This window comes from Croceicoccus naphthovorans, assembly GCF_001028705.1.
Lineage (GTDB): Bacteria > Pseudomonadota > Alphaproteobacteria > Sphingomonadales > Sphingomonadaceae > Croceicoccus > Croceicoccus naphthovorans.
In genome coordinates this window covers 583141-600067 of record NZ_CP011770.1, presented here as the reverse complement: position 1 = coordinate 600067, position 16927 = coordinate 583141, and the positions used below count along the sequence as shown (strand labels likewise).

The 16927-nt window shown below is 64.5% G+C and carries 19 protein-coding genes and 1 other RNA gene; 12 read left to right on the top strand and 8 right to left on the bottom strand.

The features are described from left to right. Positions 1-38: 38 nt before the first annotated feature. The gene (locus AB433_RS03025) at positions 39-2141 is read right to left on the bottom strand and encodes a malate synthase G (protein ID WP_047819868.1); all 2103 of its coding nucleotides are present in this window, start codon (positions 2139-2141) and stop codon (positions 39-41) included. 205 nt (positions 2142-2346) lie between these two features. On the opposite strand from AB433_RS03025, the gene AB433_RS03020 reads away from it, so the two are divergent. From AB433_RS03020 to AB433_RS03005, 4 genes are all read left to right on the top strand, one after another. Continuing rightward, positions 2347-3561 (top strand): hydrolase, encoded by a 1215-nt coding sequence (locus tag AB433_RS03020; RefSeq protein ID WP_053059252.1) that lies wholly within the window; start codon positions 2347-2349, stop codon positions 3559-3561. Between the two features lie 17 nt (positions 3562-3578). Then, complete coding sequence (locus tag AB433_RS03015; RefSeq protein ID WP_047819867.1) at positions 3579-4595, top strand: arginine N-succinyltransferase; 1017 nt, start codon at positions 3579-3581, stop codon at positions 4593-4595. Continuing rightward, positions 4595-5839: an N-succinylarginine dihydrolase gene (locus tag AB433_RS03010; protein WP_047819866.1), complete on the top strand. Its 1245-nt coding sequence runs from the start codon at positions 4595-4597 to the stop codon at positions 5837-5839. The genes AB433_RS03015 and AB433_RS03010 overlap by 1 nt, the downstream gene beginning before the upstream one ends. 170 nt (positions 5840-6009) lie before the next feature. Then, on the top strand, positions 6010-6204 hold the full coding sequence (locus AB433_RS03005) for a hypothetical protein (RefSeq protein WP_047823182.1): 195 nt from the start codon (positions 6010-6012) through the stop codon (positions 6202-6204). Between the two features lie 82 nt (positions 6205-6286). Here the strand turns inward: AB433_RS03005 and AB433_RS03000 are convergent, their stop codons facing one another. From AB433_RS03000 to mscL, 3 genes are all read right to left on the bottom strand, one after another. Beyond that, on the bottom strand, positions 6287-6490 hold the full coding sequence (locus AB433_RS03000; protein ID WP_047819865.1) for a hypothetical protein: 204 nt from the start codon (positions 6488-6490) through the stop codon (positions 6287-6289). 192 nt (positions 6491-6682) lie between these two features. Then, positions 6683-7026: a transfer-messenger RNA gene (gene ssrA, locus AB433_RS19835) on the bottom strand. A gap of 6 nt (positions 7027-7032) precedes the next feature. Further along, positions 7033-7473 (bottom strand): large conductance mechanosensitive channel protein MscL, encoded by a 441-nt coding sequence (gene mscL / locus AB433_RS02995; RefSeq protein ID WP_047819864.1) that lies wholly within the window; start codon positions 7471-7473, stop codon positions 7033-7035. Between the two features lie 210 nt (positions 7474-7683). Here mscL and AB433_RS02990 point away from each other — a divergent pair, with 210 nt between their 5' ends. The 4 genes from AB433_RS02990 to AB433_RS02975 are packed head-to-tail and all read left to right on the top strand — an operon-like array spanning position 7684 to position 10440. After that, a complete protein-coding gene (locus AB433_RS02990) occupies positions 7684-8358 on the top strand; it encodes a LemA family protein (protein WP_047819863.1) in 675 nt (224 codons plus the stop codon). A 14-nt stretch (positions 8359-8372) separates the two neighbouring features. Continuing rightward, positions 8373-9212: a TPM domain-containing protein gene (locus AB433_RS02985; RefSeq protein ID WP_047819862.1), complete on the top strand. Its 840-nt coding sequence runs from the start codon at positions 8373-8375 to the stop codon at positions 9210-9212. Continuing rightward, a complete protein-coding gene (locus tag AB433_RS02980) occupies positions 9212-9895 on the top strand; it encodes a TPM domain-containing protein (RefSeq protein ID WP_047819861.1) in 684 nt (227 codons plus the stop codon). Before AB433_RS02985 ends, AB433_RS02980 begins: the two co-directional genes overlap by 1 nt. Further along, positions 9892-10440 (top strand): NUDIX hydrolase, encoded by a 549-nt coding sequence (locus AB433_RS02975; protein WP_047819860.1) that lies wholly within the window; start codon positions 9892-9894, stop codon positions 10438-10440. Before AB433_RS02980 ends, AB433_RS02975 begins: the two co-directional genes overlap by 4 nt. Here the strand turns inward: AB433_RS02975 and AB433_RS02970 are convergent. Next, positions 10437-10997, bottom strand: a complete 561-nt coding sequence (locus AB433_RS02970) for a YqgE/AlgH family protein (protein ID WP_047819859.1) — start codon at positions 10995-10997, stop codon at positions 10437-10439. The genes AB433_RS02975 and AB433_RS02970 overlap by 4 nt on opposite strands. Before the next feature lie 44 nt (positions 10998-11041). Continuing rightward, positions 11042-11983, bottom strand: coding sequence for an ABC transporter ATP-binding protein (locus AB433_RS02965; RefSeq protein ID WP_375782399.1), 942 nt, complete (start codon positions 11981-11983; stop codon positions 11042-11044). Between the two features lie 92 nt (positions 11984-12075). On the opposite strand from AB433_RS02965, the gene AB433_RS02960 reads away from it, so the two are divergent. From AB433_RS02960 to AB433_RS02950, 3 genes are all read left to right on the top strand, one after another. Next, positions 12076-12312, top strand: a complete 237-nt coding sequence (locus AB433_RS02960; protein ID WP_047819857.1) for a zinc-finger domain-containing protein — start codon at positions 12076-12078, stop codon at positions 12310-12312. A 79-nt stretch (positions 12313-12391) separates the two neighbouring features. Then, positions 12392-13825, top strand: a complete 1434-nt coding sequence (tldD, locus tag AB433_RS02955) for a metalloprotease TldD (RefSeq protein ID WP_375782400.1) — start codon at positions 12392-12394, stop codon at positions 13823-13825. Positions 13826-13898: 73 nt separating this feature from the next. Then, positions 13899-14288 carry a hypothetical protein gene (locus AB433_RS02950; RefSeq protein ID WP_047819856.1) on the top strand — a complete coding sequence of 130 codons (390 nt, stop codon included), beginning with the start codon at positions 13899-13901 and terminating at the stop codon, positions 14286-14288. A 24-nt stretch (positions 14289-14312) separates the two neighbouring features. On the opposite strand, the gene AB433_RS02945 is transcribed toward AB433_RS02950, so the two are convergent. Beyond that, entirely contained in the window at positions 14313-15227 is a 915-nt protein-coding gene (locus AB433_RS02945; protein WP_047819855.1) for a hypothetical protein, read from the bottom strand. Between the two features lie 7 nt (positions 15228-15234). Further along, a complete protein-coding gene (locus AB433_RS02940) occupies positions 15235-16284 on the bottom strand; it encodes a diacylglycerol/lipid kinase family protein (RefSeq protein ID WP_053058950.1) in 1050 nt (349 codons plus the stop codon). A 170-nt stretch (positions 16285-16454) separates the two neighbouring features. Here AB433_RS02940 and AB433_RS02935 point away from each other — a divergent pair, with 170 nt between their 5' ends. Then, positions 16455-16871, top strand: a complete 417-nt coding sequence (locus AB433_RS02935; protein WP_047823175.1) for a secondary thiamine-phosphate synthase enzyme YjbQ — start codon at positions 16455-16457, stop codon at positions 16869-16871. Positions 16872-16927: the final 56 nt, after the last annotated feature.

Below are 16927 nucleotides of genomic sequence, written 5' to 3'. Positions count from 1 at the left end.
AACATCGGATCAGGCGAACGAATTAATCCCAAATTTGTTCAGGCCTCTACGGACGCCCGCTCCTTCTTCACCTGCCGCCAGCTATGCAGCAGCGGTTCGGTATAGCCGGACGGCTGCTCGACGCCCTTGAACACAAGGTCCCGGGCCGCCTGGAACGCGGGTCCATCCTCGTTCCCGACAAGCGGTTCATAGGCCGGATCGTCGGCGTTCTGCGCGTCGACCTTGGCGGCCATGCGTCGCATCGCGTCCATCACCTGATCTTCGGTCACGACGCCGTGCAGCAGCCAGTTGGCCATGTGCTGCGAAGATATGCGCAGCGTTGCGCGGTCTTCCATCAACCCGATGTCGTTGATGTCGGGCACCTTGGAACAACCCACGCCCTGATCGATCCAGCGCACGACATAGCCGAGCAGGCCCTGTGCATTGTTGTCCAGTTCCTCGCGCAGTTCCTCTTCCGACCAGTTCAAGCCTTGCGCCAGCGGCACGGTCAGCAGGCGGTCGAGCGAGGGCACACCCTCTGCCGCGACTTCCTTCTGGCGATCGAACACGTCGATCTGGTGATAGTGCAGCGCGTGCAGCGTCGCTGCGGTCGGCGATGGCACCCATGCGGTGTTCGCGCCGGTCTTGGGGTGGCCGATCTTCTCGACCAGCATCTGGCCCATGCGATCGGGCGCGGCCCACATGCCCTTGCCGATCTGCGCCTTGCCGGAAAGTCCATGCTTCAGCCCGATGGCGACGTTGCGCTTTTCATAGGCGTCGATCCAGTCACTGCCCTTCATCGCGCCTTTGCGGATCATCGGCCCGGCCTGCATCGAGGTGTGCATCTCGTCGCCCGTACGATCGAGGAAGCCGGTGTTGATGAAGACGATCCGGTTCTTCACCGCGTGAATGCAGGCGGCAAGGTTCGCGCTGGTCCGGCGTTCCTCGTCCATCACGCCAACCTTGATCGTGTGGCGGGCAAGGCCCAGCAGGTCTTCCACCGCGTCGAACAGGTCGTTGGTAAAGGCACACTCTTCCGGCCCGTGCATCTTGGGCTTCACGATATAAATCGATCCGGTGCGGCTGTTCTTCAGCTTGCCCAGACCTTCCAGATCGTGACGCGCACAGGCGCTGGTGATCACCGCATCCATGATGCCTTCGGGGATCTCGCTGCCATCGGGCAGAAGGATCGCCGGGTTGGTCATCAGGTGGCCGACGTTGCGCACGAACAGCAGGCTGCGGCCCGGCAGGTCGAAGGTCTTGCCGCCCGGCATTTCGTAGGTCCGGTCGGGCTCCAGCGCGCGGGTCATCGTCTTGCCGCCCTTCTGGAAGCTTGCCTCCAGCGTGCCGCGCATCAGGCCCAGCCAGTTGGCATAGGCTTCGCGCTTGTCCTCGGCATCGACGGCGGCGACCGAGTCTTCCATGTCGACGATACTGGTCAGCGCCGATTCCAGTACGATGTCGCTGATCCCCAGATCGTCGGTCGATCCGACGGGGTGGTTACGATCGACGTGAACTTCGATGTGCAGGCCGTTGTGCTTGAACATCACGCCCTCGGCCCCGCCAGTCAGCTTGGCATAGGCATGCGGGCAATCGCCGCCGGTCAGCGCCGCTTCCCAGCCGGGCAGCGCATCGTCCATGAACCCGCGCCCCGCCGCGATCACCGCCGCGCCGCGTGCCGGGTCATAGCCCTTTACCGTGGCTTCGGGCGCATCGGGCAGCGCGTCGGTCCCGTAGAACGCATCGTAGAGGCTGCCCCAGCGCGCATTGGCGGCGTTGAGCACGAAGCGGGCGTTGAGCACCGGCACGACCAGTTGCGGCCCGGCCATCGTCGCGATTTCCTCGTCGACGTTCTCGGTTCCGATCTCGAACGCGCCCGGTTCGGGGACGAGGTAGCCGATCTCGAACAGGAAAGCCTTGTACTCGGCCATATCGATCGGCTTGCCCGCGCGTTTCTTGTGCCACGCGTCGATCTTGGCCTGCAACGCGTCTCGCTTGGCCAGCAGGTCGCGGTTCACCGGTGCATACTTCGCCAGCAGGTCGGCAAAGCCCTGCCAAAAGGCCCGCGCATCCATGCCCAGCGGGGCCAGCACGTCGCCTTCGACGAACTTCGCCAGTTCGCTTTCGACCTGAAGGCCCGCTTTTTCAATGCGCTCAACCATGCTTCTCTACCTGCTTTCGTTTGCGTTGGTCACGATCCGACATGCACGCCTAGCCACGGGCCATGCGCACCATACGGAGAGGGAGTTTCCAGATTCGCCGTCGCGGCTCATGCCAACCACTGGCCGATCTGGCAAGCGAGACCATGATCCCGGCGGACCAAGCGCTGCGCTGGCCAAGCGCATTTCGGATCGCTATCGGTTGCGAATGAAACGGAATGACCTGACCGATAGCGAACGCGCGATGCTGGAAGGCGCGGACGCGGCGACCATGCTGCGCAATGCGACGGAGTGGAGCGCGATGCAGACCGGGACCGGCAATCTGGCGGGCTTGCAGCAGCAGGCGGCGGTGCTGGCCGATGCCTTTTCGGCGCTGCCCGGCACGGTGGACCTGATTGATCCCGCGCCGGTTTCCGCCATCGATGCCGAAGGGCACGAATTCGAGGTCCAGCGCGGCCGGCACATGGTGGCCAGCGTGCGCCCCGATGCGCCGCGCCGGTTCCTGCTGACCGGTCATATGGATACCGTGTTCCCCGCCGACACCGACTTCACCGGCATTACCGAACTGGAACCCGGCGTGCTGAACGGCCCCGGCCTTGCGGATATGAAGGGCGGCATCGCGGTCATTCTGGAGGCTTTGCGCCTGTTCGAGCAGACCGAGGCGGCGGCGGGTGTCGGCTATGACGTGATGATCAATTCCGACGAGGAGACCGGCAGCGGGGCCAGCGCCGGGCTGATCGAGACACTGGCGCGCGGCAAGATCGCGGCGCTGACCTACGAACCTTCGACCGAGCCGGACGGCACCTTGGCGGGCGCGCGCGGCGGATCGGGCAATTACAGTCTGATCGTCACGGGCCGCTCGGCCCATGCGGGTCGCAATCCTCACGACGGGCGCAACGCTGTGTTGGCCGCCGCCGACCTGGCATTGCGCATCGCGGATCTGGGTCACGACCAGCTTTCGGTGAACCCGGCCAGGATCGAGGGCGGCGCTGCCAACAACGTCGTGCCCGATCACGCGGTGCTGCGCTTCAACATCCGGCCCAAATCGCACGAAGCAGCGAAAGACTTCCTCGCCGCGCTCGACACCGCGATGGAAGCAGTGATCCGCAAACGCGACGTCGCGATCCGCATGCACGGCGGCATCACCCGCCCGCCCAAGCCGATCGATGCGCGGGCGGAGCAACTTTACGCCACCGTCGCCGATTGTTCTGGGGCACTGGGGCTGCACTATGCGCGCAAGGACACAGGGGGGGTCTGCGACGGCAACAACATCGCGGCCTGCGGTGTGCCGGTGGTCGATACGATGGGCGTGCGGGGCGGGTCGATCCACTCGCCTCAGGAATTCATGATCGTCGAATCGCTGGCCGAACGGGCGAAACTGTCGGCGCTGGTGCTGCACCGGCTTGCGCTTGGCGCGATGTAAGCGAAAGACTGCACTTCATGACATATGTAATGCGCCCCGCGCGCCCCGACGATCTTGAAGCGATGTACGAAATGGCGAAGCTGACCGGGGGCGGGTTCACCAATCTGCCGGCCAACCGGCCCGCGCTGGAGGCGAAGCTGGCCCGATCGGCGGAGGCGATTTCGCGCACGAGCGACGAACTGGCGGACGACCTGTTCGTGCTGGTGCTGGAAGATGCCGAGACCGGCGCAATCCGCGGTACGTGCCAGATTTTCAGCCGCGTCGGCATGTCATGGCCGTTTTATTCGTATCGCATCACCAGCCACACCGCGTATTCGCGCGAACTGGACCGCACGTTCCGCAACCAGAGCCTGCAATTCGTCACCGACCTTGAAGGGTCGAGCGAGGTCGGCGGGTTGTTCCTGCACCCCTCGGCCCGCGCAGGCGGGCTCGGCCTCTTGCTGGCGCGCAGCCGGTACCTTTTCATCGCCATGCACCGCGCGCGCTTTGCCGATCGCTTGCTCGCCGAATTGCGCGGCATCGTCGACGGCCATGGCAATTCGCCGTTCTGGGACGGCGTCGCTGGCCGGTTCTTCGGCATGAGCTTTCGCGAGGCGGACGATTTCAACGCACTCAACGGCAACCAGTTCATCGCCGACCTGATGCCGCGCCACCCGATCTATACCGCGATGATTTCCGATGACGCCCGCGCCGCCATCGGCGTTCCACACGAAAGCGGCAGGCCCGCGATGCGGATGCTGGAGGATGAAGGCTTCGCTTGGGAAAACTATATCGACATCTTCGACGGCGGCCCGACGATGACGATCCGCACAGACTCGGTAAAGACAATCGCCGCGTCCCAGCGGGCCACGGTCGACAGCGTCGACCCGGCGAACGGTCGCAAGGGTATCGTCGCGACCGGCCATCTGGCGGACTTCCGCTGCTGCCTCTCACGCATACAGGCGAACGAGGATGGATCGGTGGCCATCGAGGCGAGGGCGCGTCAGGCACTGTGCGTAGCGGCTGACGACTCCGTTTGCTGGGCGACGCGCTGATGGCGCTGGTAGAGATCAACTTCGACGGGATCGTCGGTCCAAGCCACAACTATTCTGGCCTCAGCCTCGGCAACCTTGCCGCGACCAGCAACGCGGGCAAGGTCGCATATCCGCGCGCCGCTGCGCTGCAGGGCCTTGCCAAGATGCGGCACAACATGGCGCTGGGGCTGACGCAGGGCTTCTTCCTGCCCCTGCCCCGGCCCAATCCCGCGTTTCTCGAAAACGTCTCCTTCGACGAGACCGCCGATCCGGCACTGCAGGCGATGGCATGGTCGGCCAGTTCGATGTGGACCGCCAACGCCGCGACGGTCAGCCCAGCGCCCGATACCTCCGATGGGCGTTGCCACCTGACGGTCGCGAATCTTGTATCGATGCCGCATCGGTCGATCGAATGGCCCGCTACGCTGGCGCAACTGCGGCTCGCTTTCGCGAACGAGGACGCCTTCGCCGTCCACGGCCCGGTGCCGGGAACCTTCGGTGACGAGGGCGCAGCCAACCACATGCGGATGGGCAAGGCGCACGATGCGGCCTGCACCGAGATTTTCGTTTACGGCCGCCCGGGCGGCCGCTTCCCCGCGCGCCAGCACGAACAGGCCAGCCGTGCCATCGCCCGCCGCCACGGTCTGCATAATGCGCTGTTCATCGAACAGGCCCCCGAAGCCATCGCCGCTGGCGCGTTTCATAACGACGTGGTCGCCGTAGCAAACGAACATGTCCTGTTCTGCCACGAACAGGCCTTTGCCGACCGCGAGGGTGCATACACCGCGATCCGCAACGCCGTGCCGGGTGCCGAGATCGTCGAAGTTCCGGCCAGCGCCGTCAGCCTTGAAGATGCGATCACCAGCTATCTCTTCAACGCGCAGCTCGTCACCCTTCCCTCAGACGGTATGGCCCTGATCGTACCCAGCGAGTGTCAGGACAATCCCGCCGTCTGGGGTTGGCTCGAAACGATGCTGGCGGGTAACGGCCCGATCAGGCAGGTGCTGCCCGTCGACGTACGGCAATCGATGGCCAATGGCGGCGGCCCCGCGTGCCTTCGCCTGCGCGTCGTCGCCGATCCGGCAACCGTCGATCAACGCTTCCTGCTGACCGAGGACAAGGCCGCACAAATCGAATCCGTTATCGCAGATTCCTGGCCCGAGTCTCTGCCCCCGCAAGACATCGGCAGGCCCGAAACCGCCGCCCAAGTCATCCGCGCACGCGAATTATTGCTGGAATCTCTGAATCTTAAGGATCTTGGTTAACGTCTTTGCCTCGGAACTTCTCAAGAGTTACTGTTTTCTTAACGTGAACGCCCGCCACTTTACGGCGAGCCGCAACGGAAGCGAGAAAGGACGGTAGGTCAGCTGTGATCGGCGCCAGGCTCAAGAAGGTGAAACGGCTGTTTGTCATCAAGACGCGATTGGAAGCGTTCATGGTGATATACGCACTCGCCCTTGGTGCCGCAGAGCGTGGAACAGCCTATATCGGTCAGTATCCGGGCATCGGTGGCAAGCTGCTTTTTCTGGCCTGCACCGGTTCCGTATTTCTGGCCGGGGCCAAGATCCTCGATTGCATCCGGCACGAAAAGACTCTCGATCAGGCCAAGGCTGTGCCCGCCGACGCCTGACGCATTTGAAGAACTGCTAGCCAAGCCTAACGGGGCGCTGCCTTTACGGGGAGCGCCCCTTTTTTTGCGCCGTGCCGCTCGCTCAGCCGCCCAGCGCGTGCTCGTCCGCCGACACCGGCCAGCCATCGGCAGGGGCTTGCTGCCACGCGCCGAACATCCAGACGGCTGACAGCAGGATGATCGCAAGCAACAGGCTGAACATCAGGACATAGCGCATGACGTGCGGCGTATCGCCGCCGCGTGCCTCGTCGGTGCTGACGTGGATTTCTTCGCCGATCTTTCGCATCGAACAAGTCTCCCGATACAGGCCGGGCTTCGGCGGGCCGTTCGCGCCGGCTGCCGGGACATCGTGCGCATCGGGGTCGTACCCGTCGCGCGGCGTCGGATCAGCCGGGGCAGGATACCACTTCCAACCGAGCCGACCAAATCTCTAGGGAATAGGTGGGGAGATTCTGTTGCTAGCCTCTCCCCGGGGCCCCGGTATCCCTTCTGTTGCCCGGTGGGTCCAACCGCGCTTTAGCTTTGTAAGATCAGGCCGTTAGGCCGTCAGGTTACGCAGCGAGAGCGAGTGCTTCGTTATCGTTGGCACTTGTGTGTTTTGAGCCTTGAACGGGTTACTCAGCCCGGGCGAAAACAGTGCCTTTCAACACACGTCGATCCTGGTTCGGCCCCATGATCCAGCCCCCGACAACGGAGCATTTGGTGGAGCCGCCGGGTACTGCCCCCGGGTCCGCTGTGCCTATTGCACACCGCAATTTATCGCCATAGCCGGCCGAAACCGGCACGACTCCATATAGCGATGGATCGCTTAATGTGAAGTGAGCGCCGTTACGGGCGCTTCTTCAGCTCTTCCAGAATCTCTTTCAGCAGGTCGGTTTCGCTCGGGCCCTGAGGCGGAGCGGCGGCCGTTTCCTCTTCCTTCGTTGCTTCCATGATCTTGTTCGCGGTGCGCACCAGCATGAAGATGATGAAGGCAAGGATCACGAAATTGACGACCGCCGTGATGAACGCGCCGTACCCGATCATCGCCGCCCCGGCCTCTTTCAGCGCGAGGTAGTTGTCGAGCGGGCCTTCGTAGCCCTCTGGCGTGTCGAGCAAGATGAAATAGTTGGAGAAATCCGCCCCGCCGAAGATCGCGCCGACAACCGGCATGATCACTTCGTCGGTTAGCGATTTCACGATGGCGCCGAACGCCGCGCCGATGATGACCGCCACGGCAAGATCCATGACATTGCCCTTGGCGATGAATTTCTTGAATTCGGACAGCATGTCTTCCCCGCTTCCTTGTCAGCCTGCTATCGTACGACCCGACCGCATCCTGCCCATTGCGCCCCCGGGTGCAAGCGTCCGCGTATGACAATCCCCGTCAGGTTGCGCCCTTCTCCCTGTTGCAGCCTTCCGAAACCGCCTTATATTGCTAACACACCTTGTGAGGTACGGGCCCGCCATGCGGCCTTTTGACGAGAGGGATTTCGCCAGATGACCACCGGTTCCATTTCCCGCGCGATGCGCTTTGCCATTGCCGGGCTTGCCGCGATGACGCTTGCCGCATGCGGTATCAATTCCGTCCCGACGCAGGAGGAGAACGTGAAGGCGCGCTGGGCCGATGTGCAGAGCGACTATCAGCGCCGCGCCGATCTCGTCCCCAATCTGGTCAGCACGGTGCAGGCCGCCGCCGCTTCCGAAACGCAGATCCTGACCAACGTCACCAATGCCCGTGCTGCTGCGACGAGCATCAACATCACGACCGACGACTTGTCGAACCCGGAAGAACTGCGCCGCTTTTCAGAGGCGCAGAACCAGCTGACGCAGGCGCTGGGCCAGCTGCGCACCGTAGTGGAAAACTATCCGCAGTTGCAGAGCCAGGCGCGCTTCGCCGACCTGATGACGGCGCTAGAGGGTGCGGAGAACCGTATTTCCAACTCGCGCCAGCGGTACAACCAGGCGGTGCAGGACTATAACACCACGATCCGCACCTTCCCCGACATCATCGGAGCCAAGATCATCCATGGTGCAAAGCCGATGGTCCCGTTCGAGGCCGATGCCGCCGCACAGGGCGGCGCGCCGACCGTCGATTTCGGCACCATGGGCGCCCCTGCGCCTGCCGCGAACGACAATGCCGTGGCCGACGAACCGGCGGCGGCCGCCAACTGATCGCACGCATCGCAATGCCCGATTGGAAGCCTTTTCTGCGCCTGCTGGCAGCCGTGATGCTGCTGGCGGGCCTGATCGCGGCGCCGGCCCGCGCAGCCATGCCCGAACGGCCAGAGGGGCCGGTCGCGGACTATGCCGACCTGCTGCCGCCCGATCAGGAGGCCGCGCTGGATCAGAAGCTGCGCGCCTATAACGAGAGCACCGGCCGGGCGGTGATCGTCCTGACCGCGCCCTCGCTGGAAGGTCAACCGATCGAGACTTATGCGAACGCGGTCGCGCGGGACTGGGACATCGGCGGGGCAGAGACCGAGAACGGCCTGCTCTTCGTCGTCGCGCCCAAGGAGCGCGAATTGCGCATCGAGGTTGCCCGCGGGCTACAAGGCCGGATGACCGACATCATGAGCGGGCGGATCATCCGCGATACGGTCGTTCCGCAATTCAAGGCGGGCGACATGGCGGGCGGCATCGTCGCCGGGGTCGATGGGATCATCGCCCAGCTCGACATGGACCCGGCAGAAGCCCGCGCCATTGAGGAGGCAGAGGCCGCGCGGCGCGAAGCCATCGGGCGCGAGATGACGACCGCCAGCATTCCGGCAGTGTTCTTCTGGATCATGATGATCGTCCTGTTCGCCGCAATGTTCGGACGGCGGGGTCGCGGTCGGCGCTATCGCCGAGGCGGCGGGATCAGCCCGTGGGTCGTGATGTGGGGTGCCAGCGAACTGGCCCGCCACGCATCGGGCCGAGGCGGCGGATGGTCGTCCGGCGGAGGCGGCTTTTCCAGCGGCGGAGGGTTTGGCGGCTTCGGCGGCGGAGGCGGCGGCTTCAACGGCGGCGGCGCGAGCGGGAGCTGGTGATGAGCACGCCTGTCTACCTTTCCGAAGCAGAGCATCGCCAGATCACCGACGCGGTAGCCGCAGCGGAACTGACGACGTCTGGCGAGATCGTCACCGTGCTGGCGCGCCGGTCCGATGGGTATTCGGACATTGCGCTGGCTTGGGCGGCCCTTGCCGCCTTCACCGCGATCACGGTGCTGGCGATTTTCCCGGATTTCTATTTAGGTTTGCTGGCCGACCTGACCGGCCAGTGGAACGCCGAATGGAGCCCTGCTACGCTGTTCGGCATCGCGGCGGCATTCGGCATCCTGAAGTTTCTTGGCACGTGGGCGGTGCAGCTGTGGCCGCCGCTGAAATACCTGTTGATCCCCCGTCCGGTGAAGACCCGTCGCACGCATGACCGCGCGGTGAACCTGTTCAAGGTCGGCGCAGAGCGGCGCACGCATGGCCGCACCGGCATCCTGATCTACCTGTCCATGCAAGAACACCGGGCAGAGATCGTCGCCGATTCAGCCATTGCCGAAAAGGTCGAGGCCGAGGTCTGGGGCGAGGCGATGGCGCAGATGATCGGCCATGTCCGCGAAGGCCGCGTGGCCGACGGCATGATCGCGGCGGTGGAGGAAGTCGGCAAAGTGCTGGCGCAACACTTCCCGCGTGAGGAAGACGATCAAAACGAATTGCCGGACAGGTTGATCGAACTTTGAACCATCATGATCTGGACCAGCCCGAGGAGATCGCTTGGGAAGGCAAGTGGATCGTCGCGAAAAAGCGGGGCCGCTGGGAATACGTCAGCCGCGCCCGCCAAATTCGCGCGGCGGTCATCCTCGCAATACACGATGGACACGTTCTGCTGGTCGAACAGGTCCGCACGCCGTTGGGCCGCGCGTGTATCGAACTGCCCGCAGGCCTGATCGGCGACGATGACGAAAAAGATGACGAACACGCGCTGGATGCCGCCGGGCGCGAGCTTGAGGAAGAAACCGGCTACCGCGCCGCAGAACTGATCGACGCGGGCGAATTCCAGTCCAGCCCCGGCATGGTCAGTGAAAGCTTCACGCTGGTAATCGCCAAAGGCCTGACGAAAGTCGGCGACGGCGGCGGCGTGCATGGCGAGGACATTACTGTCCACCGCGTACCACTTGGCGATATTGGCGCGTTTCTCGATGCCCAACGCGCAGCGGGCAAGGCGGTCGATGTACGCATGCTCTTGCTCTTGGCTGCTGACATCCTGAGCCGCGCGACCGGCTAGGCCGTTCCGGTCTGCCCCACCAGCAGCGCCGGATCGACACCCTCTGCCGCCCAGGTCGCGGCCCAGCGGTCGTGCCATGCGGTTTCGAACAGCAATTCCGGTTTCCCGTCCGCCGCATACCAGCCGTGGCGGTGCATCTCTTCGTCCAGCTGCCCCTCGCCCCAGCCTGCATAGCCGAGCGCGATCAGCCACTGGCGCGGCCCCTTACCCTCTGCAATCGCGCGCAGGATCGCCACCGAACTGGACAGCGCGCCCAGTGGCCCGCCCGGCATCGTGCTGTCGTCTTCATAATCGGTGCCGTGTAGCACGAAGCCGCGCCCCGGCTCGACCGGTCCGCCGTGGTGGACTTCGCAATCGGGGGCCTGCCCCGGCTCGATGTCCAGTTCTTCCAGGATTCGATGCAGCGTGATGCCCTCGCGCAGCGCGCCCACGCCAACGCCGAAGGCGCCGTTTGCGTCGTGCATGAAGATCGGGATGACCGCGTGATCGAAATTGGGGTCGCCCATGCCGGGCATCGCCAGCAGGATGCGGCCTTTCAGGTACTCGCCTTCGCTCATGCCCTCAACATAGGGTCGAGCGCGAGAAGCGGAAGGGGCAAGGTTCAGGTCGCGCGGTCGCTCGTCATCTGGACGAACACGTCCTCAAGGTCCGCCTCACGCGTGGTCACGTCCACTATGGAATAGCCTTGGTTGTTCAGCAGGGTCAGCACGTCGCCCGCGTTCATCCGGTCCATGTCATAGGTGATCGCAACCGACCGCTCGCCGGTAATCTCGCTCTTGCGGAACGCCTCGTGGCTCGGGGCTTCGGTCAGGTCGCGGTCCAGCGTCAGTTCGACGACCTTTTCGCGCGCCATCGCGATCAGGTCGCGCGTGGGCTTGTCGGCGATCAGCTTGCCGTGGTTGATGATCGCGATGCGGTCGCAAAGCTGTTCCGCTTCCTCAAGGTAATGCGTGGTCAGCACCACGGTGACGCCTTTGCGGTTGAGGTCGACAACCAGCTCCCAAAGCTGCCGCCGCAGGTCGACGTCGACGCCCGCAGTCGGTTCGTCCAGCACGAGGATCGGCGGCGAATGGACCATAGCCTTGGCCACCAGCAGCCGCCGCTTCATCCCGCCCGATAGCGACCGCGCATAGGCATCGGCCTTGTCCGAAAGGTGCACCGCGCGCAACAGTTCGTCCGTCCGCCGCTTCGCCTTTGGCACGCCATAATATCCGGCGGTGTTGTCCAGCACTTCGGCGGGCGTGAAGAACGGGTCGAACACGATTTCCTGCGGCACGATGCCGATCGACGCCTTGGCATTGCGCCGGTCGCGGTCGATGTCGAAGCCCCAGATGTCGACCGACCCGCTTGTCTTGCCGACCAGCCCCGCCATGATGTTGATCAGCGTCGACTTGCCCGCGCCATTGGGGCCGAGCAGGCCGAATATCCCGCCGCGCGGCACGTCAAAGCTGACGTCGTTCAGCGCAAGCTTGCCCTCCTCCTGCCGTCCGGTGGGGGCATAGCGTTTGGTCAGGTTGCGAATGGAGATGGCTGCTTCGGTCACGCGCGGCCTCATGCGCCAGCTATGCGACGGGCGCAAGCATCGCGTTTATGCCCGCTTGCGGCAAGGCAGCACCGTTGGTAACAGCGCCGACGATGACTCAGGCACCCGAAACCATTCATGTCGAGAGCGCCCGCGTGAAGTGCGATGGCGCCAGCGACATTCGCGCCCGCGACGGGTTCCAATCCGCCGCGCTGGGCCACCCGCGCGTCTGGCTGGAAATCGACGAGAAGGGCTACGTCGACTGCGGCTATTGCGACCGTCGCTTCGTGCTGAAAGGCGGACCGGCCCACGACGTGACCGGCGCGCCCATCCCCGACGGGGCCGCCTGAACGCCAACGTTCGCGCCCTGCCAGGGGCAAATGTCGTTTCAACTTCCGATCCGGTTTCATTTGTGCCTATATGGCGATGATGGAGTCCCCCGCCGATCCCCGCTCGCTGCTTTATCGCGGCGATATGCTCGATCCTGAAACTGCGCGTAGATTGACGGCGAATGCGTTGTCCTCTTGCGACGATGGTGAGCTTTTCCTGCAATTTACCACGTCCGAATCGCTGGTATTCGACGATGGCCGGTTGAAGACCGCCGACTATTCGCGCGAAGGCGGCTTTGGCCTGCGCGGTATATCGGGCGAAACGACGGGCTTTGCCCACGCCAACGAGATTTCGGCAGACGCGATCCGTCGGGCGAGCGAGACACTGAGCCTGCTGGACCCGACCGACCGGCCCTTGGCCGCGCCGCCGCGCCCGACCAACCGGCATCTCTACACCGACGAAAGCCCGCTCGATGCGATCTCCTTTGCCGAGAAGGTAAAGCTGCTGGAGACGATCGACGCCGCCGCCCGCGCCCGCGATCCTCGCGTGAAGCAGGTGACGGCCTCGCTGGTCGGCAACTGGTCAGTGGTGGAAATCGTGCGGCCCGACGGGTTTACCGCGCTCGACGTGCGTCCGCTGGTGCGGCTCAACATCGCCATCGTCGCTGAGGTGAACGGGCGGCGCGAAACCGGCACGTTCGGCATGGGCGGGCGGCGGATGTACGACGACCTGTTTGATCCGGCGGTATGGGGCCGCGGGCTGGACCGCGCGCTGGAACAGGCGATGACCAACCTGGAGAGTGTGGCTGCTCCGGCTGGCATCTGCCCCGTGCTGCTTGCCCCCGGCTGGCCCGGCGTGCTGTTGCACGAGGCTGTGGGACACGGGCTGGAAGGCGACTTCAACCGCAAGAAGACCAGCGTTTTCACGGGCCGCATCGGAGAGCGCGTGGCCGCCCCCGGCGTGACGGTGGTGGACGACGGATCGATTGCCGGGCGGCGCGGATCGCTGACCATCGATGACGAAGGCACGCCGACGCGCGAAAACGTGCTGATCGAGGATGGCATCCTTAAAGGCTATATGCAGGACCGGTTGAATGCCCGCCTTATGGGCGTGGAACCCACCGGCAACGGCCGCCGCCAGTCCTATGCCCACGCCCCGATGCCGCGCATGACCAATACCTTCATGACCGCGGGCGAGGACGAGCCAGAGGAACTGCTTTCGCGCATGAAGACCGGCATCTGGGCCAAGAACTTCGGCGGGGGGCAGGTCGACATCGTATCGGGCAAATTCGTGTTCTCCTGTACCGAGGCGTGGAAGGTCGAGAACGGCAAAGCCGTGGCCCCGATCAAGGGCGCGACGCTGATCGGCGACGGGGTAACCGCGCTGACCAGGATTGTCGGCATCGGCAACGATTTCGCGCTGGATGAAGGTGTCGGCGTATGCGGCAAGGCCGGTCAGGGCGTGCCCGTCGGCATCGGTCAGCCCACGCTTTTGATCGAGGGTCTGACCGTCGGCGGCACCGACGGCGGCTGATACACGCCGCTACAGCGGGTCAGCGACGGTTCAGCGGTATTGTGCTACGACTCGGCCCTGAAGGAGCGAGACAATGAAAACCGCCAAGATCCTTGTCGCCGCTGCCATGGCCGCGCTGATCGCGTCGCCCGCAGCCGCCGCCAAGAAAGACCCCGAAACCCGTCTGGCCGAAAAGCTGGAAGGGCGCGTTGCCGGTGATCCGGTGAAGTGCATCGACCTGAACCGCGTGCGCAGCAGCACGATTTACGAAGACACCGCCATCGTGTTCGACATGGGATCGACGCTGTACGTGAACCGGCCCGAAAACGGCACGCGTTCGCTGGACCGTAACGACATCATGGTCATGACGCCGTTCAACCACCGGCTCTGCGATATCGATACCGTGCAGATGCACGATTCGTCCGGTTTCTGGAGCGGGGTCGTCTTCCTTGGCGATTTCGTACCTTACAAGAAGGCTTCGTAAAATAGCTCGAACGGGCGGATGCGGTTAGCGTCCGCCCTTTGCGGCGCGCCTGCGCGCCCGCAGGTAATTCGTGATCAGAACCGGGGCGCTGACCAGCGGGTGGCGTTCCTGAAACGGCGTTAGCGGAACCGCGACGCCGGTATGCCGCTCCACCTTCCACGCCAGATAGCGCGCACCGCCCTCAAACGTCGTCGCCGCGCGCAGCAGGCGCACGACGTTCAGCGGCTTGCCCGCCCTGCGCCGACGGTGCCAGCGGGTCAGGATGCGTTTGCGTTCGGGCTCGCTCAGGTCCGGCTGCAAGGTTTCACCGTCACGCGCGAAAGCGACGCCACCTGCCTGCCATGCGGCGGGGATCAGGCCTTCGAAATGCTCGGCGCCAAAGTTCAGGATCTGCTGTTCCCGCCCCGGCTTTTCGACACGCAGCTCGGCGCGATAGGTTGCGCGGAAAAGCGCTTGCCAATAGTCGCGCTCCGCACCGCGTTCCGGCCCCAGCGCGGCGGCAAAGCGCCCTGCCGTCACCGCCGCCGCCCTGATCGCGCTGGCCACCGCATCGCGTGCGGCATCATCGGCAGCCCAAGCGATCGTCGCGGGTTGGACGAAGCGCGCCCAGATCGTGGTATCGAGATGCTGTCCCGATGCGGCGTGGGCGAAGGTCGTCAGCCGCATCTCCGCCACCTTGGCGCGCAGCGTTTCGCCGCCCTCGGTTTCCATCTCGTGATAGCCGACGCGCGGCCACAGGCCCCGTTCGCGCGGCCCCCATGTCAGGACGTAGAAGTCGAGCACACCCTCCAGCGAGCCGCTACGCAAGTTCGAGCCATAGAACAGGACCGCCCGCGCATTCGCCTCTTTCGCCAAGCGCGCCGCGAAGGCCGCGATCTCGGACCGGACAGGAACCGACAGGGCGCTATCCACCCGTTCGGCAAGCGGTTCGACAGGCATCGTGCGATCAGGGGGTGACGAAAGCGATGGGCTTGCCTTCGCTCAAGACATAGGCGCCTTCGGGGAACACTTCTCCATCCAGCACAAAGCCGCCTTCGACTTCGAGATCGATCGACGAAGCATCGACGCGGTGGACGCCATCGCGCTCCATCCGTTCATCATCCCGGCCGCGCAGCAGACGGATCAGATTGCGCAGGAACCGGCGCGGTGGGGCATCGACGACCAGCGTCTTTAGGCCCGCGCGGGTCGGGCCAAAGGCGCACAGGTCCATCGGCATCTTGTGCATTGTGGACGCCATGAACAGAAAGCGATGGCCCACGCTGTGCGTCGCAGCGCCGTGGCGGGGTTTCGCATCCTGGCCATAGCGGATCGCGATTCGCTTGCCCGCGCGCCACGGCGACTTGTCGCTGCCCATGATCGTGCTGATCGCACCCGCCACCATCGAGAGGGCAACGGCCAGATTGTTGACCGCTCCAAATCGGTGCGTCGTCTGCGCCATCTGCGTCGCATCGACAAATGTGCCCGCGCCGAACAGGAAACCCAGCACCGGCCTGCTGTCGCCCGGACGATTGACGAGCAGCGGCGGACGCGGGGTAATCCGGTTCGCGCGCCAACCGTCGACCATCTCTGCCACGCCGCAATCGTCGGCGATGCCAAGGTCGATCGCCAGCGCATTGGTCTTGCCGCAGGGCAATACGCCGATGTCGGGCAGCGCGCCCTTGAACACCTCGTCCCCGCAGGTCAGCACGTCGCGCACGGTACCGTCGCCACCGGCGATGATCAGCAGTTCAACGCCATCCTGCGCCAGCTTTGCCAGCGTGCGGCGCAATTCGGGCCGCGTACCCGGTTCGGCCAGCACGACACCATCGGGAACGGTCAGCGGTTGGCGGGTGTTGCGGTGGCTGCGCGGGTTGGAAATAACCGCGATCTTGCCCGCGCCGCCCCACGGCACGCGCCGACGCGGCGGCCGACCGGCCCAGTCGCCGGGGCCGGAATCGTCAACCCCCTCGAACGCCAGGAGAGGTGCGTCGCAATCCTGGTAGATCGTGCCATCCATTCCCCGGCATATAGCGATCCATCGCTAAAAAATCATCGTAAAAAAATTGAAACATCCGCACCCTGTGGCCATTGTGCAACGCGGCATCGCAAACGGATTCGAATTGAATCCCAACGGGATGGCCGATCCGGTTGCCGGTGCGACGGATGGGATGACGGGATATGGCGACGATGCGACAGGCAAGCGACAGGCTGGTCATCGAAACGGGCGGACGCGGCCTGACGGAGATCACACGCAGGATCGGCGGTTTCGTGCGCGATAGCGGGATGGAGAGCGGCTTGCTGACCGTGTTCTGCCGCCACACCTCCGCCTCTTTGACGATTCAGGAGAACGCCGCGCCCGAAGTGCAGGACGATATCGTCGATTGGCTGGACCGGATCGCGCCCGAAAACGGCGGATGGCTGCACGATTGCGAAGGGCCGGACGATATGCCCGCGCATCTGAAGTCGGTGCTGACCGGCGTTTCGCTGTCGATACCGGTTGCGGGCGGTGCGCCGGTACTGGGTACGTGGCAGGGCGTCTACCTGGTTGAACACCGCGCCCGCCCGCATCGACGCGAGGTAGCCCTCCACCTGATGGGCGAATAATCGCGCCAACCTCGAATAATCGACCGGGCTTCGGATAGAAGCGCGATCCAACGCGT